Here is a 25,370-nt window from a genome sequence, read left to right as displayed (position 1 = left end):
ATCTTTTGGATAATAAGCCGTCTGAAAGGGGTTCAGACGGCCTATATATTATGGATGGGTTTTATCTATTTTCCGATTCTTTCTGAGGTTGGAGGTTTTCATAGATTTCCGGAATTGCACCGATTAACCAATCCGGTTTGGTGGCTTCGTTTTGTGACAGCATGGTCATATCGCCATAGCCGAATGTAACGCCGACGCTTAGACAACCGGCCGCTTTGGCCGCCAGAATATCGTTTTTAGAGTCGCCGACCATGATCATATCGGCCGGTTGGATATTCAATACTTCTGCGGCATGCGTAATAGGCAAGGGGGACGGTTTTTTCTCGGATAAACTGTCGCCGCCGAGTATCAGGCTGAAATAGTCGGCCAAACCGAGCTGTTTTAATAGTTCGACTGCTAAAACTTCGTTTTTATTGGTAATCACAATTAACGGAATGCCCAGAGATTTGAGCAGTTTTAATCCGGCTTCGGTTTCGGGATAGGGGCGGGTGTAAACGCTTAAGTGATCGTGATAATAGCGGATAAAAAAGGTGAATCCCTGTTCCCAGAGGGTGGGTTCGGCTTCTTCTTCGTAGGTTTCGGTGAGCACGCGGTGTATCAGCTTGGCAACGCCGTCGCCCACATAGCTTTTCACGGTTTCGATAGGAAGTGCCGGTAGGCCTAAGTGTTCGCGTGCGGCATTGGCTGCAGCGGCCAAATCGGGCACGGAGTCGCAGAGTGTGCCGTCTAAATCAAAGGCAATGGCCTGAACATGTTCGATGGTTTTCATAAATAGCAGTCAATCAGTATTTTGAGGCTGGTTATTGTAGCATTTTATTGAGCGCTATTCAGACGGCTTGGATTATTCAAGGTTTTATTTGAACGGATGGGTTGAAAGAAATATATCAGGCCGTCTGAAAACGTTTCAGACGGCCTATGAGAATGACGTAAATAAAAAAGCATCAATCCGAAGATTGATGCTTTTTTAATAAGGTTGGCGGAGTGGACGGGGCTCGAACCCGCGACCCCCGGCGTGACAGGCCGGTATTCTGACCAACTGAACTACCACTCCGCACAAAAAACTTGGTGGGTGATGACGGAGTCGAACCGCCGACATTCTGCTTGTAAGGCAGACGCTCTACCAACTGAGCTAATCACCCGTGTCGCTGTGAAGCCGTGATTAAATCAAAACTTGGTTATCGCTGCAAGTATTTTTTGCATCATTTTAAGCGTTTCCTTGTAGAGACCAGTTTTCAAAGGATATTATTTTTTCCTTGTTTCCGGCTACAACCAGAATGTCGCCGTCATTCAATCGGAAATCTTTATCGAATTCTTGAATGCGGTGGGTATGGCGGCGGACAAACAGCAGCTTGATATTTAAATGCTTGAGCGGCAGTTCGTCTATGTGTTTGCCGATAGCGTACGCTTCTTGCGACAACGCAAATGCATAACGGCTGACATTGTTTTCTTCATCATAGAATGCGGATTCATCGTCACTGCCGACAAACAAGTCTTTTAGAATGTCGTAGCGGTTGCGGCGGATATCCATAATGGTTTGATGAACGTGGTGATACGATAATCCCGAACCCAACATGGCGTAAGAGGCTAAGGCAAGGCTGGTTTCTTTGGTATCGGATACGGCTTCTTCTGCACCCATATGGGTAAAGGTTTGGATGTAATCGTCGCTCACGGCACGCACATGCACGGGCATGGTGGGGTGGATGCTCATAATATTATCCAATATGTGTTGGGTTTCGTGCATATTGCTAAGGGTAATCACCACCATTTTGGCACGGTTTAAGCCGGCGGCTTCCAAAACCTCACGCCGCTTGGCATCGCCGAACGATACAGGTTCGCCGGCACTGCGGGCCACTTGAACGCGTTCGACATCTAAGTCTAAAGCGTAATAAGGAATATTTTCCTGCGTCAGAATCCTACCGATGGTTTGTCCGCCGCGTCCGTAGCCGATAATCAGCACGTGATCGGAAGTGTTCATAGTAGCAATCAGCATATTTTGCAGATCGACGGCTTTCATATCCCAGTCGGATTTCACAAACTTATTAATCAATCTATCGCTGCTGTTGAGCAGGAACGGGGCGATAATCATGGAAAGTAAAATCGCAGCGGTTGCGGCCTGTTCGAGTTGAGGTGAAACCATATTGATTTTGCTGGAAACCGCCAACATTACAAAACCAAACTCACCGCCCTGAGCCAGATAAAGCGCGGTTTTTAAGCTGTCGGCCGCAGTGTGCTTCATACGGTGGGCAATAATAAAAATCACTGCGGCTTTTAATAAAATCAGAATGCCCAACAGTATCAACACCGATTGCCAGTCGTTGATTAATGCCTGAATATCCAGTTTCATGCCGACGGTAATAAAGAAAAAGCCGAGCAGGATATCGCGGAAAGGACGGATATCGTCTTCCACTTGGAAGCGGTATTCGGTTTCAGACAACAGCATACCGGCCACAAACGCGCCCAACGCCAATGACAGGCCTTCTAAGTCGGTTAGATAAGCTACACCAAGGGTAACCAGCAACACGTTAATCATAAACAGTTCGGAAGATTTACGTTTGGCTACCAAGCGGAACCACGGCGACATAATACGGTTGCCAATCACAAACAGTACGCCGAGTGTCAATATCATTTTTAGTACGGCCAAGCCCAGTTCAATCCATAGATTGCCACTGGCACCGCCGGCAAGGGCGGGTAGCAAAATCATTAACGGCACAACGGCAATATCCTGCATCAGCAACACGCCCATCGTCATTTGACCGTGGGTTTGCCCCAATTCGGTTTTCTCGGAAAGAATGCGGCTTACAATGGCAGTGGACGACATGGTTAATGCGCCGGCAACGGCAAAGGCCCAATTAAACTGGGCGCCGCTAATCATCAAAATACCGACAATCGCAATAATGGTGATGACCACCTGCATACCGCCTAAGCCAAACACCAAACGCCGCATGGCTTTAAGTTTGGGTAGAGAGAATTCCAAACCGATACTAAACATCAAAAACACGATACCGATTTCACCCAGATAATCGGTGGCTTCACTTTTCGGTATCAGATGCAAAACGCTGGGGCCGGCGAGAAAACCGGACAGCAGATAACCGAGCATGGAAGGAATATTGAACTTCCGGCAAAAAATAACGGAAATAACCGCAACAGATAAAACAATAACAATTGGTGCTAGAGAAAAGTGTTCCATAGTGTGAGTGTCGTGAATTGAATAATAATGGTTGCCGGAAATAAGGTTCGGATTATATAGCAAACCGGCGTTGTTTATGCTTAAAAGACTTTAAAAACATGTTTTTTGCATGGCTTGAAGTGGTATAAAACCACTTGATATGTTGCAAAAATTTATGTCATAAATCTATACCATTGAGGTATAGAGAAACAAAAGGCCGTTTGAAAAATAGATTCAGACGGCCTTTGAGGTTTGAGTAGTTTATCCGGATTAAGGCATCAACATACCGCCGTTAACATGTAGGGTTTGGCCGGTAATGTATTTTGCCTGATCACTGGCTAAGAACAATACCGCATCGGCAATATCTTGCGCTTCGCCGAATTTGCCCAAGGCCGTTTCGGCTTCGAATGTTTTGCGGGTTTCTTCGGGGAGGGTGCGGGTCATGTCGGTATCGATAAAACCGGGGGCGACGCAATTCACGGTAATGCCGCGGCTGCCGACTTCGCGCGCAATGGATTTGGAAAAACCGATTAAGCCGGCTTTGGCCGCGGCATAATTGGCCTGACCGGCATTGCCCATCGCGCCGACGACCGAAGTAATGCTGATAATACGGCCGTGGCGACGTTTCATCATGCCGCGTAAAACGGCTTTACTGGTGCGGAAAACCGATTTCAGGTTAACCTGCATAATGTCGTCCCACTCTTCTTCTTTCATGCGCATCAGTAGGTTATCGCGAGTGATGCCGGCGTTGTTTACCAGAATATCCAGTTTGCCGAATGTTTTTTCAATCTCGGCAATGAGCTCTTCGATGCTGTCTTCTTCGGCGGTATTCAAAACACGGCCTTCGCCTTTCCATTGCGCCAAACGTTCACCGATAGCGCTTGCACCGCTTTCCGATGTGGCTGTGCCGATAACCGTCGCACCGGCAGCGGCCAGTGTGTCGGCAATAGCGGCGCCAATGCCGCGGGAAGCACCGGTAACCAGCGCGATTTTTCCGGTTAAATCTTGTGAACTCATTGTATTTCCTTTTATTTTGTTTATCGGGTTTCAGACGGCCTTTGCTGTCGAAACGAGCGAATGATGTTTTTCAGACGACTTGTTTTTATTGCTCATCTTTCGGTTCGGGTATTTCAAATACCTGACGCAGATAAGCAAGGAAGGTATTATTATCAGACATGGTTTTGCCGGGACTGTCGGAAAGTTTTGCTACTGACTGGCCGTTACATTCCACCAATTTCAACACGATATTAAGCGTAGTATGCCCGAAATCGTTGGTGAGGTTGGTACCGATACCGAAACTGGTTTTAAAACGGTCTTTAAAATACTGGTGCAAAGCCCACGATTTTTCTATATCTAGGCTGTCTGAAAAATTCAGCATTTTGGTACGGCTGTCGATTTTAAGTTTTTGATAATGGCGGTAGGCTTTGTCACCCCACACATAAGGATCGCCGCTATCATGGCGCAAACCGTCGAACAGTTTGGCAAAATAGAGGTCGAAATCGCGCAGGAATGCATCCATGCCGACCACATCGGTGAGCGCGATGCCCAAATCGCCGCGGTATTCGTTTACCCACGCTTCAAGCGCGGCTTTTTGGAAATCCCGCAGGCGCACATCAAGGGCTTGAAAGGCTTGTAAAAACTCATGTGCCATTGTACCGATTGGGATAAGGCCGAGTTTTTTCGCCAAATAAACATTGCTGGTGCCGCGTACCACTTCGGGGGCGGCTGCATAAAGGGTTTTGATAACGTGTTCCTGCCAGTCTAATTTATAGCGGCGGCGGGTGCCGAAATCCGCAATCAAAAAAGGCGGATCGTTAGGATCTTGAATTTTAACCAACTCTTTTAAGCGGGCCGCTTTGGCCTGAAGCCTACGCTCGCCTTCGGCCAGTACTTCCGGTGTTTCGAGGCGGCGGAAATAAAGCTCGTTCACGATAGAAAGAATATAAATCTCAAAGAACATTGCCTGTATCATCGGCCCTTCGATTTTGATATGCAGACGGCCTTCTTCATCGGTGCTTACGGTCACAAAGCGGCGCTTGAGCTGGAAAAGCTCCATATAGTCGACAAAATCGCTTTTGATAAAACGGAAGCTGCGCAAATAATCCAATTCGTCTTGGCTTAATTGCAAGCGGCATAGTTCATCCAGTTCGCGTTCCAAATCTTCGCGGATTTCGGCCAGCGGATAAACGGTTTCATCGTTGTTGCGACAGCGGAATTCATAAACGCCGTGTGCTTGGGGAAACTTATGCAGGACAACCTGCAACATAGTGAATTTGTATAAATCGGTATCGAGCAGTGATTGAATAATCGGAGCATGAGGTTTCATGATAACGGTTTTCTTGTTTGCTGAAACGGCATTAAACCATGTTTGGCGGCTTTTGTGGGGGATTTTGTTTGAAACGGTAGCGTATGGCTTATTTTTCAGACGGCCTTTTATCTCTTATGAGAATGGGTTTGGTTGGCTTTGTTTGAATGATGCTTAAGCTTCGATTGGCGTTTCGGCTTCATGGCTTTCCAAGTTTTCGTTTTTAATATGGATTTCTATCTCGGTGAAGTTTTCGGGTTGGATAATGCGCACCAAGCCTTCTTTGGCCAATTCGAGCAGGGCGATGAAGTTGACGACCACATGGGCAATGCCTTGTTCGGCTTTGAATAATTCGGAAAAACGGCATTGGCCGCTTTGATTGAGGCGGCGTAGGATGCTGCTCATTTGCGCCCGCACGGAAATGGTTTCTTGAACGACGGCATGGCTGCGGGTGTGTTTGGCGCGGGAAAGAATCGAGAGCCAGGCTTGTGTGAGATCGGCGGTGTGCACGTCGGGCAGCTTGGCTTCGACGGCGATTTCTAATGGTAGGTACGCCCAAATAAAATCGCGTCCGGCACGGGGCAGGGCGTCGAGTCCGGCGGCGGCGAGTTTCATTTGTTCGTAGGCCAACAGGCGGCGGACGAGCTCGGCGCGGGGGTCGGCCTCTTCTTCGTTTTCAATGTTTTCGGGTTGCGGCAGTAGTAGGCGCGATTTAATTTCAATCAATACGGCCGCCATCAATAGATATTCGGCCGCCAAATCAAATTGGTAGGCTTCCATCTGGGCGATGTAGTGCAGATATTGCTCGGTGATTTTAATCATCGGAATATCCAATACATCGATATTTTGTTTGCGGATTAAATAAAGCAGTAAATCCAACGGCCCTTGAAAACTGTGCAGCACAACTTCGAGGGCATCGGGCGGAATGAATAAGTCTTGCGGCAAATCCACTACCGGTTGGCCGAAAATCCAAGCAACGGCATGAGGGTTTTCGGCGGCGGTTGGTTCGGCTAAGTGGGTGGTGTCGGCGGTCATTTTCGGGCGCCTATGTGTTCGATAGCAGCTTGGGCGCAATAGAGGCCGAATGAGGCGGTTACCAACATACTGGCGCCGTATCCGGCACAAGATAAGCCTTGCGGTGCATCGCCGGTATCGCAAACTTCGCCGCTTTGCGGCGGTGTGATGTTTTCGGTGGAATAAACGCAGGGCACGTTCATTTTTTGCTTGGTGTCGCGCGAAAAGCCGTAGCGTTTGCGTAGGGTATAGCGCAGGTTGGCCAAGAGCGGGTCGTGGGTCACACGGCTGAGGTCAGCAGTTTGAATCAGGGCGGGGTTTTTCTGCCCGCCCGCGCTGCCGCTTAAGATAAACGGTTGTTTATGCTTGGTGAAATAGGCGGCCATTGCGGCTTTTATCCGCACTTGGTCGATAGCGTCAATCACAAAATCAAAGGGCTGACCGAATAATTCGGATAAATTTTCTTCGCTAACAAAATCTTCGATTTCGATTACTCGGCAGTCGGGGTTGATTTGTAGAATGCGTTCGTGCAAAGAAGTGACTTTGGCTTTGCCGAATTCCGATGTGAGCGCGGGCAGTTGGCGGTTCACATTCGATTCGGCGACATTATCCAAGTCGATTAAGGTTAAACGGCCGATGCCCGAACGCGCCAAAGCTTCCACTGCCCAAGAGCCGACTCCGCCGACACCGACCACGCAAACATGCGCCTGCCCGAAACGTTGCAGGGCGGAATCGCCGTATAGGCGGGCAATGCCGCCGAAGCGGCGCGAGGGAGTGAAAACGGAATCGGACATAAACGGAGCCTTGTGGTAAATCAAAATTCGATAAAAAAAATGCTGGCAAAACGGCGCAGCGGTATTATACTTGAAGGTGCGTAATGAATCACATTTCACTAAAAAATCGGTAGGTAGCCGATTATGGAAAGGAGATTGATGATGTACAAACATGTAGTGGTTGCTGTTGATGGTAGTGCGACTTCTTTAAATGCTTTGAAACATGCAGCGGAACTTGCCCGTGCGGGTGATGCCAGACTGACTTTGGTTCATGTGGCCAACCCTGCCGAATATATGGCATTGGCACCTGAATTTTTACAGCATGAGAGTTATGAAGCCGCCGCGGTCGCTCAAGGCAACGAGGTGTTGGATTTTGCTGAAGCGCGTTCCAAAGAACAAGGCGTTGCCGATGTGGTGAAACATTTGTTGGTGGCCACTAAAGGTGCGCGCGAAATGGCGCAGGAATTGGTGGATTATGCCGATTCGCAAGGCTCGGATCTGATTGTATTGGGTACGCACGGCCGCAGCGGTTTAATGCATTTGCTGATGGGCAGCTTCGCCGAAACCGTGATGCGTCAGAGCCATCTGCCGTTGTTGGTTATCCGCAGCGTGGCGGAAGAAGAGGAATAAAACAATACGAACCGCGCTAAAGTGGTATTGTGGTACTTGAGCGCATAAGTGATTAGGCCGTCTGAAAGGTTTTTCAGACGGCCTGTTTATTTAATGTTCGCCGGATAGCGTGTTTAAAATAAAGCGTAAATCATCGGCACCAATCTGGCCGGGTGCGGACGCTTTGCCGGCGGTACCGAATGTGATGGCCGAGCCGAAAGTGGCGCCGGCCAAACGGCTGATGATGCCGAGTTTGCCCATTGAAATGGTGACCAAAGGCTGAACGGCATATTCTTGAAACATGGTTTGGGTGGCATCGAGCAAGACCAATACGTCGGCAGGCGAATGCGGCATCACGGCGATTTTGCAAATATCCGCCCCCCAATCCTGCATGGTTTTCAGACGGCCTATGATTTCTGCTTTCGGCGGGGTGTTGTCGAAATCATGGTTGCACATCAAAACGGCTATGCCTTGTGCCTTCGCTATGGCAACGGTTTCTTTCACTTGGTCGGCCGCGGCAAACAGTTCGATATCAATCATATCAATCAGGCCGGAAGAGATGGCCGTCTGAATAAGGTTGAAATAAGCGCTTTCAGGCATCGGGCAGCTGCCGCCTTCTTCGGCGCGGCGGAAGGTAAACAATAGCGGCGTATCGGGCAGCGCCTGCCGTGTTTCCCGCAGGCGTTCGATAATATAGTCGGCATTGCGGGCTTCTTTGAAAAAATCGGCGCGAAATTCCAATATATCGAAATCGGCGCGGCGGATGTCTGCCAGTGCGGCTTTCAGGCCGTCTGAATCTTCTGCAACCAAAGGCACGGCGATTTTCGGAATGCCATCGCCCAAGGTGAGGTTTTTCACGGTTACGGTGTTCATTTTATTCCTTGTTTGACCGGATAGCCTGCCGCTTTAGATATTGCGTTCGGCAAATTCGTCGGTGGCCTGCACCAAGCCGCGGGCAATTTCGCCTTCGGTGGAGGCGTGGCCGCCTTGAACGATTCTTAAATCCGCTTCGGGGAATACTTGTTTTAAATCCCATGCGCTTTGCATCGGGGTGCATAAATCATAACGACCCTGCACAATCACGGTGGGAATATGGCGGATGCTGTCGATATTGGCCAATAATGCGCGTTCGTTATCCAGCCAGCAGTGATGGGTAAAATAATGGTTTTCAATGCGCGCAATCGCTAGCGCTTGTTCGGCATCTTCTTCTACCGGCTTGGGTTCAAACTGTATCAGCCAGCTTTCCCATTCCGCCCATGCTTTGGCGGCCTGCAAAGCGGCGGCACGGTCGTTGCCGAATAATAATTCATGATAGGCTTCTACCAGCTTGCCGCGTTTGGCTTCGGGGATAGGCGCCAGATAGTGTTGCCACTGTTCGGGGTAGATACGGGAAGCGCCGCCTGCTTCGTTAATCCAGTCTACTTCGGCCTGCCGCGCCAGAAAAATGCCGCGCAAAATCAAGCCGCGTACCCGTTGCGGATGGCTTTGGGCGTAAGCCAGTGATAATGTGCTGCCCCATGAACCGCCGAATACCAGCCAGCTGTCGATATCCAGCATGGTGCGTATTTTTTCAATATCGTCTATCAAGTCCCAAGTGGTATTTTCACGGGTTTCGGCATAAGGGCGCGAGCGGCCGCAACCGCGTTGGTCGATAACCACGATACGGTAGCGGGCAGGGTTAAAAAAGCCGCGCACTTGCGGCGATGTGCCCGCACCGGGCCCGCCGTGCAGAAAAATCACCGGAATGCCGTCGGGATTGCCGGATTCTTCCCAGTAGATTTCGTGCAAATAGGATACAGGCAGCAAACCGCTTTGATAAGGCTCTTGAATCGGATACATGAAATACCTCCAGCGCTTGGAAGATGTTTAGAAAAATAGGGTATAGTCCGTCTGAAAACAGGCTTTCAGACGGACTTTGGGATTTATGGTTGATTAAACCGCTGCGTCGGAACGCTCGCCGGTACGGATACGGATGGCTTCTTCTACCGGCAAAATGAAAATCTTACCGTCGCCGATTTTGCCGGAATGCGCCGCTTCGATAATGGTTTCGATAGCGCGCTCGACGTCGGCATCGGAAAGCACCAGCTCTAATTTGATTTTAGGCAGAAAATCCACCGCATATTCGGCACCGCGGTAGATTTCGGTGTGGCCCTTTTGACGGCCGAAGCCTTTCACTTCGGATACGGTCATACCGGTGATGCCGATTTCGGTGAGTGCTTCGCGTACATCGTCAAGTTTGAACGGCTTAATCACGGCTTCGATTTTTTTCATAATTTTCTCGCATGGTAATCGGGTTTCAGACGGCCTTGTTTTAACATAAACACGGGCGCTGTTCAATCTACTTTCACGCCTTTCCATATATGAAAATACCTCAGCAGCCGAAGTGGTTTTCGCGTACAATTCGGGCTTTTCCAACTGCTTTTGAAAGCCCGAATCTATGTCTGTTGTTTTAGCTTTGCGCGGCGCCAACGCCCTTTCTGATTTCCGCATCGAAAAACTACTGCAAAAAGCGGCTGCCGCCGGTTTGCCGACAGCCGCACTTCATAGCGAATATTGGTATTTTGTCGGCAGCGATGCCGCTTTAAATACCGAAACCATCGAAAAATTACAAGCTTTATTGGCCGCCGAATATGTGCGCGAAACACCGGCTGCCGATGCAGGCCGCCATTTATTTCTGATTACCCCGCGTATCGGTACGATTTCGCCGTGGGCTTCCAAAGCCACCGATATTGCCCACAACTGCGGTTTGAACGATATCGAACGCATTGAGCGCGGTATGGCGGTATGGTTGGACGGCCAACTTAGCGAAAGCCAAAAACAACAATGGGCGGCCTTATTGCATGACCGCATGACCGAAAGCGTTTTGCCTGATTTTCAGACGGCCGAACGCCTGTTTGCCCATCCCGAAGCGCAAACCTTTGCAACGGTTGATGTGTTGGCACAAGGTAAAGCGGCTTTAATCGAAGCCAACCGCAGCTTAGGCTTGGCCTTGTCGCCCGATGAAATCGACTATTTGGCCGACAATTACCAAGCGCTGAAACGCAATCCCAGCGACGTTGAGCTGATGATGTTTGCCCAAGCCAACAGCGAACACTGCCGCCATAAAATTTTCAATGCCGATTTTATTTTAAGCGGTGAGCAGCAGCCTAAATCACTGTTCGGCATGATTCGCGATACCCACAAAGCGCACCCCGAAGGCACGGTGGTTGCCTATAAAGACAACGCTTCTATTATCGAAGGCGCGACCATCGAACGTTTCTATCCGCATGCCGACGAAGCGCAAGGCTATCGTTTCAGCGAAGAAGAAACCCATATCTTAATGAAAGTGGAAACCCACAACCACCCGACCGCCATCGCCCCGTTTGCAGGCGCGGCAACCGGTGCGGGCGGTGAAATCCGCGACGAAGGCGCAACCGGCAAAGGCGCGCGCCCGAAAGCAGGCTTAACCGGATTTACCGTATCCAACCTCAATATTCCCGACCACCAACAACCGTGGGAAGGTAACTATGGCAAGCCTGAGCACATCAGCAGCGCGTTGGATATTATGATTGAAGGCCCCATCGGCGGCGCCGCATTCAATAACGAATTCGGCCGCCCCAATCTGCTGGGGTATTTCCGCACGTTTGAAGCCGAGTTCGACGGCCAGATGCGCGGTTATCACAAGCCGATTATGATTGCCGGCGGTTTGGGCAATATTCAGGCGCAGCAAACCCATAAAGACCGTATTCCCGAAGGCGCATTGCTGATTCAACTCGGCGGCCCCGGCATGCTGATCGGTTTGGGCGGCGGCGCGGCCTCGTCTATGGATACCGGTAGCAATGCCGCCGATTTAGATTTCAACTCGGTGCAGCGCGGCAACCCCGAAATCGAACGCCGTGCTCAAGAAGTGATCGACCGCTGTTGGCAGCTTGGCAGCAATAACCCGATTATTGCCATTCACGATGTCGGCGCGGGCGGTTTGTCGAACGCGTTCCCCGAACTGGTGAACGATGCCGGACGCGGCGCGGTGTTCAAATTGCGCGATGTACCTTTGGAAGAACACGGCTTAAGCCCGATGCAGATTTGGTGTAACGAAGCGCAAGAGCGTTATGTATTGTCGATTTTGCCCGAAAATTTGGAAGCATTCCGCCAAATTTGCGCACGCGAACGCTGCCCGTTTGCCGTGGTCGGCACCGCAACCGATGACGGCCATTTGCAAGTGCGCGATGATTTATACGACAACGATCCGGTGGATTTGCCCTTGAATGTTTTGCTTGGCAAACCACCCAAAACCACCCGTAACGACCAACCGCTTCAGCCGTCTGAAAAAGTTTTCTCAGGCAAAGGTATCGCATTGAAAGAAGCGGCTTACCGCGTATTACGCCTACCGACGGTTGCCGCGAAAAACTTTTTGATTACCATCGGCGACCGCAGCGTCGGCGGTTTATCCCACCGCGATCAGATGGTCGGCAAATATCAAACGCCGGTTGCCGATGCCGCCGTAACCATTATGGGTTTCAACACCGATAAGGGCGAAGCCATGGCGATGGGTGAAAAACCCACGGTAGCCTTGTTTGATGCGCCGGCTTCCGGCCGGATGGCGATTGGCGAAGCATTAACCAATCTGGCCGGGGTCAATATCGGCGATATCGGCCATATCAAACTTTCCGCCAACTGGATGGCCGCCAGCGGCAATGCGGGCGAAGATGAAAAACTGTACCGCACTGTTGAAGCGGTGTCGCAAGCCTGTCAGCAATTGGGCATCAGTATTCCGGTGGGCAAAGATTCGCTCTCAATGAAAACCGTATGGCAGGAAAACGGTGCGCAAAAAGCTGTTGTTTCACCTTTAAGCCTGATTATTACCGGCTTCGCACCCGTACAGGATGTGCGCAAAACCGTTACGCCCGAATTAAAAGATGTGGCCGACAGTGTTTTACTGGCGGTTGATTTAGGCTTCGGCAAAGCGCGTATGGGCGGCTCGGCTTTGGGGCAGGTTTATCAAAACTTGAGCGGCGATGCGCCCGATATTGAAGCAGGCCGTCTGAAAGCCTTTTATGCGGCGGTGCAGCAATTGGTGGCCGAAGATAAATTATTGGCGTATCACGACCGTTCCGACGGCGGTTTGTTGGCCACGCTGGCGGAAATGGCTTTTGCCGCCCGTTGCGGTGTGCAGGCCGATGTTTCTGCGCTGATTGCCGCCGTGCCGAATGCGAAAAATGCCGATGAAGCGGCTTTGCGGGTGCTGTTTAATGAAGAATTGGGGGCGGTATTGCAGGTACATGGCGCCGATGCCGATAAAGTGGCCGCCGTGTTTACCGGGCAGGGTTTGAACGATGCGGTACACCGTATCGGCCAAGTGCAGGCAGATGCGCAGTTCCGCGTATTGAACGGCGATACCGTTTTATTGGACGAAAGCACGCTGAAGCTGCAACAAGCATGGCAGGAAACCAGCCATCAAATCCAACGCCTGCGCGACAATCCGGCTTGTGCCGACAGCGAATGGGCATTATTGGCCGACAACGAACGCAGCAAACTGTTTGCCGATTTAACCTTTGATGTGAAAGAAGACATTGCCGCACCGTTTATCAATCGCGGCGCCAAACCCAAAATCGCCGTATTGCGCGAACAGGGGGTAAACGGACAGGTGGAAATGGCGGCCGCCTTTACCCGTGCCGGTTTCGATGCCTACGATGTGCACATGAGCGATTTAATGGCAGGCCGTACCCGTTTGGACGATTTCAAAATGCTGGCGGCTTGCGGCGGCTTCAGCTACGGCGACGTATTGGGTGCCGGCGAGGGTTGGGCAAAATCTATTTTGTTCCACCCGCAACTGCGCGACCAATTCGAAGCCTTTTTCAAACGCGGCGACACCTTAACGCTAGGCGTGTGCAACGGTTGCCAAATGGTGAGCAATCTGGCGGAAATCATTCCCGGAACGGCGGCTTGGCCGAAGTTCAAACGCAATGAGAGCGAGCAGTTTGAAGCCCGTTTGAGCATGGTAAACGTGCCCAAGTCTTCCTCATTGATTCTGGCCGAAATGCAGGGCAGTAGCCTGCCGGTGGTAGTGAGTCACGGCGAAGGGCGCGCTGATTTTGCCCAACACGGCGGCCAAGTTTCAGACGGCCTCAATATCGCCCTAAGCTATGTAGACGGCCTCAATCAGGTTACCCAAACCTATCCGCTCAACCCCAACGGTTCGCCGCAAGGGATTGCCGGTGTTACCAACAGCGACGGCCGTGTTACCATTATGATGCCGCACCCCGAACGGGTGTACCGCACCGCCCAAATGAGTTGGGCACCCGAAGCATGGCGTGATAGCGAGCTTTCCGGCTGGTACCGCCTATTTGCCGGCGCGCGTAAGGCTTTAGGGTAATTGCCGTTTTAGTGTAGGCTGATTTAAAATCAAAGCCGTCAGAAATATTTCAGACGGCTTTTTTATAGAAATTTTTGATGGTTTATGATGGTTTTCGATAGCTTAAGAAATAAAGCTTATACCGAAACGGTTTTTTATTTTTAGTGCAAAATATTAAACCAAATATGGGCACACAAAGCGATAAAAGCTAACAATACAACAGTAGCAATAGCAATAATTGCAATATTTGTGCTATTGACATCTCTATTGGGTTGTGCAGATTGAATTCTGTACAAAACCTGATTAGGATAGTTAGTTTTTAATTTTGGATAATTTGTCAAATCATTAAAGTTCTTTGTGACATTAATATTTATAGGGTCTATATATTCTTCTATTCCAATATCAAGAGGAGTGTGATTATCATCCATTTTATAATCCTTTGTTATTATTGGTGAATACAAAGATTGCTTAGTAGCAAGCACCATACCTATTTTCAATTATTGGCCGGGCAGTTATATTTTGTCAATTTTCCGACAACCGCTACAGTTTTATAAAAACTTATAAGGCTTACGACGCAAAATATTGCCTTTAGTTTCATTTTTACTTTATTTGAAATCATTATTAACTTCTATGCTATATTATGGAGCATATTCTGAATTGATAACTGCTCCGGCAAGAAAGGGGATATTATGAATAACATTATAGGAACCATATTCTTAGGCGGCATAGGTCTGCTCAGTGTAGCGTATATTTTGATTTCCGGTGCGAGAGCGTCTAAAAGAAAAGAAGAACGACAAGAAAAAGAAACCAATCTTCATTAATCTTATTTTAAATGGTAGCGGAAAATTTAAGATACAAAAAGCCGTCTGAAATGTTTCAGACGGCTTTTTGTATGAATAAAACGTTATTCGGTTTTATCGATATAGTTTTTTAATAACTGGCGGAATGCGTCGCCGGTTTCGGGGTGTTTCAAACCGTAAGCAACGGTGGCTTCCAAATAGCCTAATTTGCTACCGCAATCATAACGGGTGCCTTCAAAGGCATGCGCCAGTACGAATTCGTGGTCGAGCAGGCGGGAGATGCCGTCGGTGAGCTGGATTTCATTACCGGCACCGCGCGGCAGATTGGTGAGCAGGTCGAAAATGCGCGGGGTGAGGATATAGCGTCCGACCACGGCCAGATCGGAAGGGGCTTCTTCGGGCTTCGGTTTTTCCACAATATTGGTGATGCGTTTGTAGTTTTTCAGGTTTTCGATTTCCACAATACCGTATGAGCCGGTTTGTTCGGGGGCGACGGTTTCCACACCCAATACGCTGTTGCCGGTTTGGTTATAGATATCGACCATTTGTTTGAGTGCACCTTGCGGAGCGTCGATTAAGTCGTCGGCCAGAATCACGGCAAAAGGGTTGTCGCCGACGGCGGCTTTGGCACATAAAACGGCGTGCCCTAAGCCTAATGCTTCTGCTTGGCGGATGTATAGGCAGGTGATTTCCGGCGGCAAAATATCTTTAACGTGTGCCAACAGTTTGTCTTTATGGCGTTGTGCCAATTCGTTTTCTAATTCGTATGCTTTATCGAAATGGTCTTCAATACTGCGTTTGTTGCGTCCGGTCACAAATACCATTTCGGTACAACCGGCGGCAACGGCTTCTTCTACGGCATATTGAATCAAGGGTTTATCGACAATCGGCAGCATTTCTTTCGGGCTCGCTTTAGTGGCAGGCAAGAATCGTGTGCCCATACCGGCAACAGGGAAAACGGCTTTTTTAATGGGTTTCATATGAGAGTTCCTTACTGGTAAGTTTGAGGAAAGATTATTTAGTGCTAGAAATTGTGCCTCATCTAATACAGTGATGCCCAAGCTGAGAGCTTTTTCCAGTTTGCTACCGGCCGCTTCGCCTACCACCACATAATCGGTTTTTTTCGAGACGCTGCCGGACACTTTTCCGCCGGCGGCTTCTATCATCGCTTGCGCTTCGTCGCGTTTTAGGGTGGGCAGGGTGCCGGTTAGCACAAAGGTTTTTCCGGCAACGGCGGCATTGGTGTTGCCCGAATCGGCTGGGTTGGTTTCAGACGGCATATGGCTGAGAAAATCTTTAACCGCATGTAGGATGGCGTGGTTGGCGGGTTGGTTGTGCCATTGTTGCCAGTCGGCAGGCAGGGCTTGGTCGTTGATGAGGTTGTCGATATTTTGCCCGGCAAAATCCCATAGGGCGGCGGCTTTGGTTTCGCTGATTTTAAATTCGGGCAGGCGGCTGAGCCATTTTTTCGGTTCGGCATATTGTGCCAGCGGCAGGCTGATTTTTTGTGTTTGCGGGGCAACGCCGACGGCCAAGAGTTCGTCTATCATCGCCTGTTGTTCCGGCTGGGCGAAAAAGTGGGCGATAGAGCGGGCGACCACACTGCCGATATCGGGCAGGCAGGCCAGTAGCGGCTCGGGGGCGTGGCGGACGCTTTCCAATGTGCCGAATGCTTGGGCAAGTATTTTGGCGGTGCGCTCGCCGACATGGCGGATACCCAATGCAAACAAAAAGCGCGCCAGTTCGGGGTGTTTGCTGGCTTCGATACCGGCTAAGATGTTTTCCGCCCATTTGGTCGGCAGCGGTTTTTTGGGGCCGTCTGAAACTTTTTCGGGTTCGCTTTCCGCCGCTTCTTCGGCATCGGCATTTTCTTTCATTTGTTGCAGGGTGGGGATGTCCAAGCGGTATAAGTCGGCAAAGTGTTTCACCAAGTCTTGGGCAACCAATTGCTCGATTTGTTTTTGCCCCAAGCCGTCGATATCCATGGCTTTGCGCGAAGCAAAATGAATCACGCCCTGCGCACGTTGGGCTTGGCACAACATGCCGCCGCTGCAACGGGCGACGGCTTCGCCTTCTTCGCGCTCAATCGGGCTGTTGCAAATCGGGCAGCGTTTCGGTAAACGGTAGCGCGGATAGAGCGGCTGCGGTTTGGCAACGGTTTCGGCAAATAAATCGTCTGCCGCGCTAACCGTGGTGTCGGTTTGCATCGGGCGGCGTTCAAATACAACCCGCACCACTTCGGGAATAACGTCGCCCGCACGCCGCACCACAACGGTATCGCCCTTGCGGACGTCTTTTCTTTGCGTTTCGCCTTCGTTGTGCAAGGTGGCATTGGTGACGGTTACGCCGCCGACAAATACCGGCTGCAAACGGGCAACGGGTGTTACCGCGCCGGTACGGCCGACCTGAACGTCAATCGCTTCGACTACGGTTAAGGCTTCTTCGGCAGGGAATTTGTGCGCGATGGCCCAACGGGGGGCGCGGGAAACGAAGCCTAAGGTTTCCTGTTGCGCCAAACTGTTCACCTTAATCACCATGCCGTCGATTTCGTATGGCAGATCAGGGCGTTTTTTCGACATTTGTTCGTAAAATGCCAAAACGCCGTGAATATCGGGGAAAACTTGGTAGTTACCTTCGGGCAGGCTGAAGCCCAATCGGTTGAGATAAGCGAGTTCGTCGCTGTGCCGTTGCGGTGCTTCGACACCTTCGAGGCGGGCGATGGCGTAGGCGAAAAAGTGCAGACGCCGTTTGGCGGTAACGCGCGAATCAAGTTGGCGCAGGCTGCCGGCGGCGGCATTGCGGGGGTTGGCAAATGTTTTTTGGCCGTTGGCGGCCTGATGTTCGTTTAATGCGGCAAAATCGGCTTTCAGCATCAATACTTCGCCGCGTACTTCGATGAGTTCGGGTAGTGTGTCGCCGTGCAGTTTCAAGGGAATACTGGCGATGGTTTGGATATTGCGGGTCACATCTTCGCCGGTGCTGCCGTCGCCACGGGTGGCGGCCTGAACCAATACGCCGTTTTGATAAAGCAGGCTGACGGCGAGGCCGTCGAATTTGGGCTCGATAATGTACTCGGGTTGGGCACCGGAAAGGCCGTTGCGGACGCGTTCGTCAAACGCCAGCATTTCGCTGTGATCAAATGTGCCGTCTTCGTTCGGCGGGGAAAACGCATTATTCAGCGACAGCATCGGCACCACATGGCGCACGCTGTCGAAGCCTTCCAAAGGCGCACCGCCGACGCGCAGGGTCGGGCTTTCGGGCAAGCGCAGTTCGGGGTGGGCGGCTTCGAGGGCTTCGAGTTCGCGAAACAGGGTATCGTATTCCGAATCGGGTACTGAAGGGGCGTTTAAAGTATGATATTCATAGTCATAGTAATTGAGTTGATTGGTTAGCTCACGAATACGGTTAGCGCTTTGGGTCATAAATAAAAGGCTGTCTGGAAAAAGTAAAAAATAGTATTTCAGACGGCCTTTGTTACGTTTAGCTTGCTTTGTTTCGGTTTATAAAGCATGAATAACGTATGGTAAGAGGTAAGGCAGTCTGAAACAGATAACCCGTATTGTATAGAAAAAGTAGCGATATGGCTTTAGTCTGTATTGATAAGATAAAGTTTCCATAATAAAGCAAGGGCTAGATTTGAAAAGGCCGTCTGAAAAGGCTTTTATGTTTGTCCAAGATTTGGGGGATAGTTCATCTTTCAGACGGCCTAAATATTAGAACTGCTTGGAAAACTCTAAGAAAACATTGTTTTTCTGATAGTCGTATAAAAACACATTGCTCTTATTGCGGATGCGCTGCCAGGTCAGCCTTGGGGTAATGCCCCAGAAGTGGATATTGCGGTGCCATACCGATACTTGCATTTGCAGGCTGTTGTCTTGACGGGTTTTTAAAATCGGCCATGGCATCGGCGCATGGTATTTTTGTTTGCCCCAAGCAATACGGCTGCGGGTGCTGAAGCCTTTGGGCCATTCCTGTATCCAGCCGAGCGAGCCGGTGAGTAAATGGTTGCTGTTGTCGGTATCGTGCAGTTTTTCTTGTTGGTAGTCGATGCCGCCGAACCAAGCCTGTTGCGGCGAGGCTTGGTAAATCAGGGTTTGACCGATTTGGCGGCGGATACCGTCGAAGCGGAAGCGCTCTTCATGGTGGGTTTTTTCGATACGGGCATAATGATACGAACGCCAGCGGCGAGAAAGCCGGCTTTGTACGCTCAAGGTGGCACCGAAGCTGTCGGAATAGCTTTGCAGGCCGCTTTGACCGCTGCTTTCGCTATATCCCTGCCACCAGCGTTTGGTTACAAACGGCATGAGGGCAACGTCAAAACGGGCATTGCGGTAGCCGACACCGAAGCCGACATCGGCCAATAAGTCGTTATAACGCTGGTTGCCCGGATAGTATTTGCCGGAAATATCCAACGAAGATTTCAGCAAAAAGCCGCGCGGTAACGCCCAGTCTTTTTCGGCGCCGAAGTGATAAACGATACCGGTGGCTTTTTCGGGTTCGATATCGGTATTGATATTGCCTTGTTCCCGAACAATCGGGGCGTTATTGATATTGGGTTCGCGGGCATAATTGATGCCGCCGTTAAACTGCCAGCGGTGGCGTTGTTGTAATTGCTCGGTAAATTGTTCGATAACGGCTTTTTCTTGTTCGGGCAATTCGGCTTGTGCCAATAGTTTGTCGAATTGGTCTTGGGCTGCAACGTCTTGTTGGTCGTAAAAAAGGGCAATCGCCAAATACATGCGGATAACATCTAAATCGGGGCGTTCGGCAATAATTTGCCGTAATAGGTCAACGGCTTGCGAGAAGTTGCCCTCAAACATGGCCAATTTGCTTTCGGCCAGCAGCAATAGGGTATCGTCGCGTTGTGTGTCGGGCAGTTTACGGTAAACGGGCAGCAGCACTTTAATGCCTTCTAAATCGTTGGCCATGACGCTTTTATCTAAGAGCAGATTGAGCAGGTTGGGCTGTTGCAGCAGGGTTTTTTCGTCGATGTCTTGTATTTCGGTTTCCGATGTTACGGCCGGCTGCCATCTGCTTTGTTCGGGTTGCTGTATTTCCGGCAGTTTGGGTTCCGGCCGTTCGGGGCGTTGTTGGGGCACAACTGTTTCTGCTGCTTGTAGGGGTGCGGCGCAGCATAATAAAGTCAGGAAAAATGTGGTTGTGTATTTCAGGTTTTTAAAGGGAAAAAACATGGCTGGCCTGTCGGGTAAACAATAAATACCGTGAAAAGGGTTTGTTATCGGTGGCGGATTCGCTTTTTTGACTGCGTATTCAGGCCGTCTGAACAATAATGGGATTCAGACGGCCTTATCGCTTGGTTTTATCTATTAAAACTTCATTTCAAAGCTCAGGGTGACATTGCGTCCCGGGGCAGCGAATTGTTTATAGTCGGAGCCGGGTACTTGTCTGGCCAATGAGTTAATCGAAGTTTGGCGTACGGTTTCCCAAGTTAGGTAACGGTAGTTCATCAGGTTATACACACCGGCGCGTAGGGTAGCGTTTTTCCAAGGGCGCAGGTAGCCGATGAGGTCTAATGTTGTCCACGGTTTGGTAGCGGCATTGGTGGCGGCCTGATTGAAGGTTAAACCGCTGCCTGAATAGGCTTTGCTAATCAATTCTTTCGGATCTTTACCGCGGGAATGGATCAGGTTGGCCGAAATCCCCCATTTTTCAGACGGCGCATCGTAATTCAAACCGACGACATAACGTGAAGGTTGGATGGTTTCTAAGGGATAGTCGGCAAGCCAGGTAAACCGATCAGGGGTGTTGTTAAACAGGCGTTTGGCTCTGATGCGGTTATAGGCTAAGTTCAGCGACAAGCCTTCGGGCAGTTTCGACCACAAGCCGTTCAAATCGATAATCGAGCTGATATTGATACCTTCTAAGTCGGCATTTTGTACGTTGAAGTTACCGATATCGTTATAGCCGTTTTCATCGGCTTTGGTAATCGCATGGGCAATCAAATCACGGTATTTGCTTCTGAATGCGCTCAATTCGATATTACCGAAATCACCTCTAAAGGCTACGCCGAGCTCTTGGTTGCGTGATTTTTCAGGCTCTAGGTCGGCAATGTAGTGGAAACGGCTGTCGCGTGGTACGCCGGGTACGTTGTAACCGTAAAGCTCTTGGAAGCTGGGTACGCGGAAGCCGTTGGAAATACGGTAAGAAATGGCCCATCTTGGGGTCGGTTTGATCACTAAACCGGTATTCCATGAACGGTTGGTGTAGGTTTTACTGCGTATGGCGGTATCGTCCGAATGGAAGCTGTGGCGGTCGATACGGTAGCCCAATCCTAAGTCGACGTATTTGCCCAAGGACATATTGTCGCGTAAGGATAAATAGTAGCTCTTGCCTTTAATCGGTTCGCGCGAGCAGGTTGGAATACCCCAATCGGTACAGGGGTAAACCGTATCGGCCACATTGCCTAAATCGCGGTAAATATCGATCCGTTGTGTTTGACCGTCGATTACGCGGTTTTCAAAGCCGACAAAATCTTGGCGTTTGTAAACGGTGGTTTCTTCAATTACTTTGTTGAAATCGGAATCGAAGTCGTCATAACCGGCGCCGATATTGAGGTCGTGTTTGCTGAAGCCCCAATCTAATTTTTTATTCCACTTGGTGCTGAATAGTAAGTGTTTTTCTTTATAATCAACATCTTCACGGCTTAGATAAGAGCCGGCTTTATCTAAATCGGGACTACAATTCAGCGTTGTGCCGTAACTAGGGTAGGGTGAGCAGTTGGCATAAATCGTAGCCGATTTCATTTTAATATTTTGGCGGTCGACATTGAATTCAAAGTTATCCGCCCATGAATCGCTGTTTTGCGGGGTATAGCGGTAGCTAAAGCCGTTACGCAGTTTGGTGTGTTCTTCTTCTAAGAAACGGGCGCGTGTCCACAATAGGTTGGCAAAACCTTCGCGGGGATCATTACGCCAAATACCGTTGCTGTTATTGGCCCCATTAAATTTGGGGTCGCCGGCGTATTTGTCTAAACGCGGCAATCTGCCTATATCATACATATCGGTACCCGGTTCATAATAGGCGGCATAGCGCATATCGCGGCTATCGTAGCTTTGGCGGGTGCGCTCCAACAGCCAGCCTACATAATGTTCGGGTGTAATGTGATAGCCTAAACGCGCCAACCACGAACCGCTTTTGTATTCCATCGGGTTCGGTTTGATGCGGTTTTCACCGGTATATTCGTCGGCAGACAAGGTTTCTTTCGGATGGCGCATCAGCTCGGTACGCTGGCGTTCTTCTTCAGGCGTGTAAGGTTGGATGCGGCTGTCGGGTTGCCATAGTCTGTCCGAAGTGAGGGCGGATCTGTGTTTGACACAATCGGCATCGGTACAGTCTTCAAAACGGAAGAAGTTATCGGCCGGCTGATTGGGTTGGCCGCGCAAATCGTATGTGTCTACATAAGCATCTTGTCTGAAGAAAGATTGGTTGATATTGCCCGCATCATGGTGAACACCGATTTCGTCACCTTCGCGGTGGGTATATTGCAATAAGCCTTCAAAGCCGTTGTAGCTGAAACCGCCGCCTATTGTTTGGGCGAAACGTTTATCACGGCTGCTGTATACGGATTTACTGGTTAAACCCCAGTTGTCGCCTTCGGGCACAAAATCGCTCACGTTTTTGGTGTAGTAGCTAACCGAACCGCCCAAACTACCGCTGCCGACTTCCGCACTGTTGCTGCCTTTATTGATTTCAATGGCGGAAATGTTTTCAAATTCAACTTCGTTCATCGAGCCGGTGCCGCCGCTTTGAGACGTTGTATCGGCATAAGATTGCAGTTGGGGAATGCCGTCTACCGAAATCAATACACGGTTTTTATCCACGCCGCGAATAGAGAAACCGCTGCTGCCGCCCCGTCCTTGTTCGACTACGGAAATACCCGGATCGTAGCGTACCAAGTCGCGGATATTGATGATTTGTTCTTTTTCCAAATCTTCGGCTTGTTTCACGATTTTGCCTAAACCGGTCACTTCTTGGGTTCGGCGGGTGATTCTTTTGGCTGCATTCACGCGAACGGTACCTAATTCGGCGGTGCTATCAACCGGATCGGCTGCAATGGCGGGAAAAGAAGCAAAGCACACGGCCAGTGCCGCAATGATGATTTTGGGTTTTCTTTGCGGATAAGTCATATACATAGTGTGAATCCGTTTTAATTTAAATAATAAAAATAGAGGGTTATGAAGGCTTGGAAACATGCGGGAAGCAAATTTAGGGTAAACGCCGTGCCGGGGCGGGTATATGGCACCCGCCCTAATTTCCTTGATGAGCCGTTTCGTTCGGATTATTGTTTTTGCGCACCGAATACGGCGCCGGCACGGATGGCTTCACCACGAGTACCGTCGGCACGGCTGTTATAGATCAACGTGCCGCCGAGTTCTTGTGCGCCCGGGCCGTAGAAGCCGCCGTTTACTTGTGCATTTTGAATATTGACGCGGTAGCCGTTGGTTTGGTTACCCGCGTCGAACGGGAAAGCGCCATCGGTAGAACCTGTTCCGCTGAATCCGTTGCCGTTAATGGTGGCATTGATACCGAATACTTTTCGGCTGTCATTGGCATAAAGGGAACCGGTTAGCGATTTGTTGCCGAAGTCGACATCAAATTCCGATAAGCTGCCTGCACCGCCTTTGCCGAAGTTAGACAAATCGGCATTGTGTGCAAAGTTCGGATTGCTCAGAGCATCCGTGCCTCTTGGGTTGAGTGTATTGATAAATCCGGACCAAGTGCCGATATAGCGGGCTTTACCTGTTTGAGGAATATCGTTTATAGCGGTACGTTCGCCTTGGATGAATAAGGCCGATGTCGGGCTTCTGCCTTCTTTTTCAGCCAGATTCCATTGGCCGAAGGTGAGATAGCTCAAATTGGTACAGCAAGCCTGTATACTTTGCCGGGCTCTGCCCTCGGAGTTTTTATCAAAGGTAATCAGGCGTGTTTTGCCGTTTTCATCAACACTGATTTCGGCATCCGGGTTGTCTTTGAGGAAGGCTTCGCTCAATTCATTGCGATCTAAATCGAATACTTTACCGCCGAAACGTAATCTCATCGCGAAACCGAAGTTGCCCAATGGTTTGCTTTCCGCTTCGGTTAAGCGGTCGTATGATAAAAGTTCTTCACCTTCTTCATTAAACTCTTCTGCCTGGTCATAATCGATTTCGGTTACACGGGGGCGTGGAATATAGTAAGCATCAAACAAAGTACGGGTATCGACGGGTGTCTTATCGTCACGTTTGGCGCCGAATACGCCGAATAAAGAGTTGTCGTTGGTTAAGAATTTACCGGCTAACTCTTCACCTTTAGGGCCGTAAAAACCACCTTCCACAAAATCGGAATCGGCATAGAAAAATGCTTTTTCGATATCGGAAGAGTTTTCGTTCACGGCGGATTTGGCCTTACCGGTGAAACGGTTGCCGTTGAGTTGGGCTTCAATGGTATAGAGTTCGGTATCACGGTTTTCACCAACTCGAATTTCGGATTGGTCACGCAATGAACCGGTCAGCGATTTATCATCGAAGTTGACGGTGAATTGCGAAGTATATTTGGCAGAGCGTACGCCGCTATTGGTAATACCGGCGGCACTGGCCACATCACCGTTAGCATAAGATTCAAAACCGTTATTGCTTTGGAAAGAGCCTCTGGGGGCTTTGTCTAATTTGGCATCGGAATGGAAATACCATTCACCTTCGTAGTTGACTTGTTTGCCAACCGGTAGGGCGGACGCGGCTGAAGTGCCGTGATAGAACGTAAAAACCTTCCAACCGTCACGGATTTCGTAATATCTTCTTTCACCTATATCGTCTAGGTATACAGAGTTTTCGACGGCACGGGGGAAGTTGTCGTAAACATGTCCGACACGGATATATTTATAGTCTTTTTTATCGCCCACATACCCGTTTACATAGGTTCTGACTCTGCGGACATCCGGATCGAGTCTCATTTCATCCTGTTTAGGGGTGATAGAATCTAAATCATCTACGGCTTCAATGGTATTCGGATCCAGCGCTACATAAGTTTCCGCATCGGTGTCTTGACCGTTTTCATCAACAACAGGCTCGCCTTCTTTATCATACTTGGCAGTATTACGGCGCACACCGCCCATCACAAAACCCATGGCAGGGCGTTTGAGGGCTTCTTGCTCTTCCGGATTTTGTCTCGGTTCCGGCACTTTTTCTACGGAAGGCGGTTCGGGCAAAGGTGTTGGTTCCGGGTTGACGTTTAATGTATCGAAGCTGCCGCCGGCGCAGGCAGACAATAGGAAAAGGGCTGCAACAGAAGACGATATGTTTTTGATTGGCTTAATCATGTTATGACCTATTTTTTAACAGAATATTTAAATTAGCCAATAGTGTTAAGGCAGTAC

The 25,370-nt window shown here is 49.8% G+C and carries 17 protein-coding genes, 2 tRNA genes and 1 pseudogene; 3 read left to right on the top strand and 17 right to left on the bottom strand.

The window, feature by feature from the left end; genetic code table 11:
- Nucleotides 1-61 precede the first annotated feature (61 nt).
- The 8 genes from NXS09_RS10090 to NXS09_RS10055 form a co-directional block, all read right to left on the bottom strand.
- Entirely contained in the window at nt 62-769 is a 708-nt protein-coding gene (locus NXS09_RS10090) for a phosphoglycolate phosphatase (RefSeq protein ID WP_259292390.1), read from the bottom strand.
- Between the two features lie 205 nt (nt 770-974).
- A tRNA-Asp gene (locus tag NXS09_RS10085) sits at nt 975-1,051 on the bottom strand.
- Nucleotides 1,052-1,063: 12 nt separating this feature from the next.
- Nucleotides 1,064-1,139, bottom strand: a tRNA-Val gene (locus tag NXS09_RS10080).
- Between the two features lie 65 nt (nt 1,140-1,204).
- Nucleotides 1,205-3,187 (bottom strand): cation:proton antiporter domain-containing protein, encoded by a 1,983-nt coding sequence (locus tag NXS09_RS10075; protein ID WP_259292389.1) that lies wholly within the window; start codon nt 3,185-3,187, stop codon nt 1,205-1,207.
- 249 nt (nt 3,188-3,436) lie between these two features.
- Complete coding sequence (gene fabG / locus NXS09_RS10070; RefSeq protein WP_259292388.1) at nt 3,437-4,183, bottom strand: 3-oxoacyl-ACP reductase FabG; 747 nt, start codon at nt 4,181-4,183, stop codon at nt 3,437-3,439.
- An 85-nt stretch (nt 4,184-4,268) separates the two neighbouring features.
- Nucleotides 4,269-5,492 (bottom strand): nicotinate phosphoribosyltransferase, encoded by a 1,224-nt coding sequence (gene pncB / locus NXS09_RS10065; protein ID WP_259292387.1) that lies wholly within the window; start codon nt 5,490-5,492, stop codon nt 4,269-4,271.
- 153 nt (nt 5,493-5,645) lie between these two features.
- The gene (locus NXS09_RS10060) at nt 5,646-6,506 is read right to left on the bottom strand and encodes a segregation and condensation protein A (protein ID WP_259292386.1); all 861 of its coding nucleotides are present in this window, start codon (nt 6,504-6,506) and stop codon (nt 5,646-5,648) included.
- A complete protein-coding gene (locus NXS09_RS10055; RefSeq protein WP_259292385.1) occupies nt 6,503-7,279 on the bottom strand; it encodes a tRNA threonylcarbamoyladenosine dehydratase in 777 nt (258 codons plus the stop codon). The genes NXS09_RS10060 and NXS09_RS10055 overlap by 4 nt, the downstream gene beginning before the upstream one ends.
- 141 nt (nt 7,280-7,420) lie before the next feature.
- Here NXS09_RS10055 and NXS09_RS10050 point away from each other — a divergent pair, with 141 nt between their 5' ends.
- Nucleotides 7,421-7,888, top strand: coding sequence for a universal stress protein (locus NXS09_RS10050; RefSeq protein ID WP_259292401.1), 468 nt, complete (start codon nt 7,421-7,423; stop codon nt 7,886-7,888).
- Between the two features lie 90 nt (nt 7,889-7,978).
- Here NXS09_RS10050 and aroD read toward each other — a convergent pair whose 3' ends face one another.
- From aroD to NXS09_RS10035, 3 genes are all read right to left on the bottom strand, one after another.
- On the bottom strand, nt 7,979-8,740 hold the full coding sequence (aroD, locus tag NXS09_RS10045) for a type I 3-dehydroquinate dehydratase (protein ID WP_259292384.1): 762 nt from the start codon (nt 8,738-8,740) through the stop codon (nt 7,979-7,981).
- A gap of 33 nt (nt 8,741-8,773) precedes the next feature.
- Nucleotides 8,774-9,706: a prolyl aminopeptidase gene (pip, locus tag NXS09_RS10040; RefSeq protein ID WP_259292383.1), complete on the bottom strand. Its 933-nt coding sequence runs from the start codon at nt 9,704-9,706 to the stop codon at nt 8,774-8,776.
- Between the two features lie 93 nt (nt 9,707-9,799).
- A complete protein-coding gene (locus tag NXS09_RS10035) occupies nt 9,800-10,138 on the bottom strand; it encodes a P-II family nitrogen regulator (RefSeq protein ID WP_259292400.1) in 339 nt (112 codons plus the stop codon).
- Between the two features lie 166 nt (nt 10,139-10,304).
- Between NXS09_RS10035 and purL the strand changes: the two genes are divergently transcribed.
- Nucleotides 10,305-14,219, top strand: a complete 3,915-nt coding sequence (purL, locus tag NXS09_RS10030; RefSeq protein WP_259292382.1) for a phosphoribosylformylglycinamidine synthase — start codon at nt 10,305-10,307, stop codon at nt 14,217-14,219.
- A 140-nt stretch (nt 14,220-14,359) separates the two neighbouring features.
- On the opposite strand, the gene NXS09_RS10025 is transcribed toward purL, so the two are convergent.
- Nucleotides 14,360-14,626 (bottom strand): hypothetical protein, encoded by a 267-nt coding sequence (locus NXS09_RS10025; protein WP_259292381.1) that lies wholly within the window; start codon nt 14,624-14,626, stop codon nt 14,360-14,362.
- Nucleotides 14,627-14,887: 261 nt separating this feature from the next.
- Here NXS09_RS10025 and NXS09_RS10020 point away from each other — a divergent pair, with 261 nt between their 5' ends.
- Nucleotides 14,888-15,019, top strand: a complete 132-nt coding sequence (locus NXS09_RS10020; RefSeq protein ID WP_259292380.1) for a hypothetical protein — start codon at nt 14,888-14,890, stop codon at nt 15,017-15,019.
- A gap of 83 nt (nt 15,020-15,102) precedes the next feature.
- Here the strand turns inward: NXS09_RS10020 and galU are convergent, their stop codons facing one another.
- The 5 genes and pseudogenes from galU to NXS09_RS09995 all read right to left on the bottom strand — a co-directional run bounded on the left by galU (nt 15,103) and on the right by NXS09_RS09995 (nt 25,313).
- Complete coding sequence (gene galU, locus NXS09_RS10015; protein WP_259292399.1) at nt 15,103-15,978, bottom strand: UTP--glucose-1-phosphate uridylyltransferase GalU; 876 nt, start codon at nt 15,976-15,978, stop codon at nt 15,103-15,105.
- Nucleotides 15,979-16,017: 39 nt separating this feature from the next.
- Nucleotides 16,018-18,420, bottom strand: a pseudogene (gene ligA / locus NXS09_RS10010) (NAD-dependent DNA ligase LigA); the annotation flags it as partial.
- Nucleotides 18,421-18,711: 291 nt separating this feature from the next.
- Nucleotides 18,712-20,190, bottom strand: coding sequence for a surface lipoprotein assembly modifier (locus NXS09_RS10005; RefSeq protein WP_259292379.1), 1,479 nt, complete (start codon nt 20,188-20,190; stop codon nt 18,712-18,714).
- Nucleotides 20,191-20,325: 135 nt separating this feature from the next.
- Nucleotides 20,326-23,151 carry a lactoferrin/transferrin family TonB-dependent receptor gene (locus tag NXS09_RS10000; RefSeq protein WP_259292378.1) on the bottom strand — a complete coding sequence of 942 codons (2,826 nt, stop codon included), beginning with the start codon at nt 23,149-23,151 and terminating at the stop codon, nt 20,326-20,328.
- Nucleotides 23,152-23,297: 146 nt separating this feature from the next.
- Nucleotides 23,298-25,313 (bottom strand): transferrin-binding protein-like solute binding protein, encoded by a 2,016-nt coding sequence (locus NXS09_RS09995; protein WP_259292377.1) that lies wholly within the window; start codon nt 25,311-25,313, stop codon nt 23,298-23,300.
- Nucleotides 25,314-25,370: the final 57 nt, after the last annotated feature.

The organism is Neisseria montereyensis (genome assembly GCF_024834045.1).
Taxonomy (GTDB): Bacteria; Pseudomonadota; Gammaproteobacteria; order Burkholderiales; family Neisseriaceae; genus Neisseria; species Neisseria montereyensis.
The sequence above is the reverse complement of the archived record's forward strand: the minus strand, read 5'-3'. Positions and strand labels throughout refer to the sequence as shown.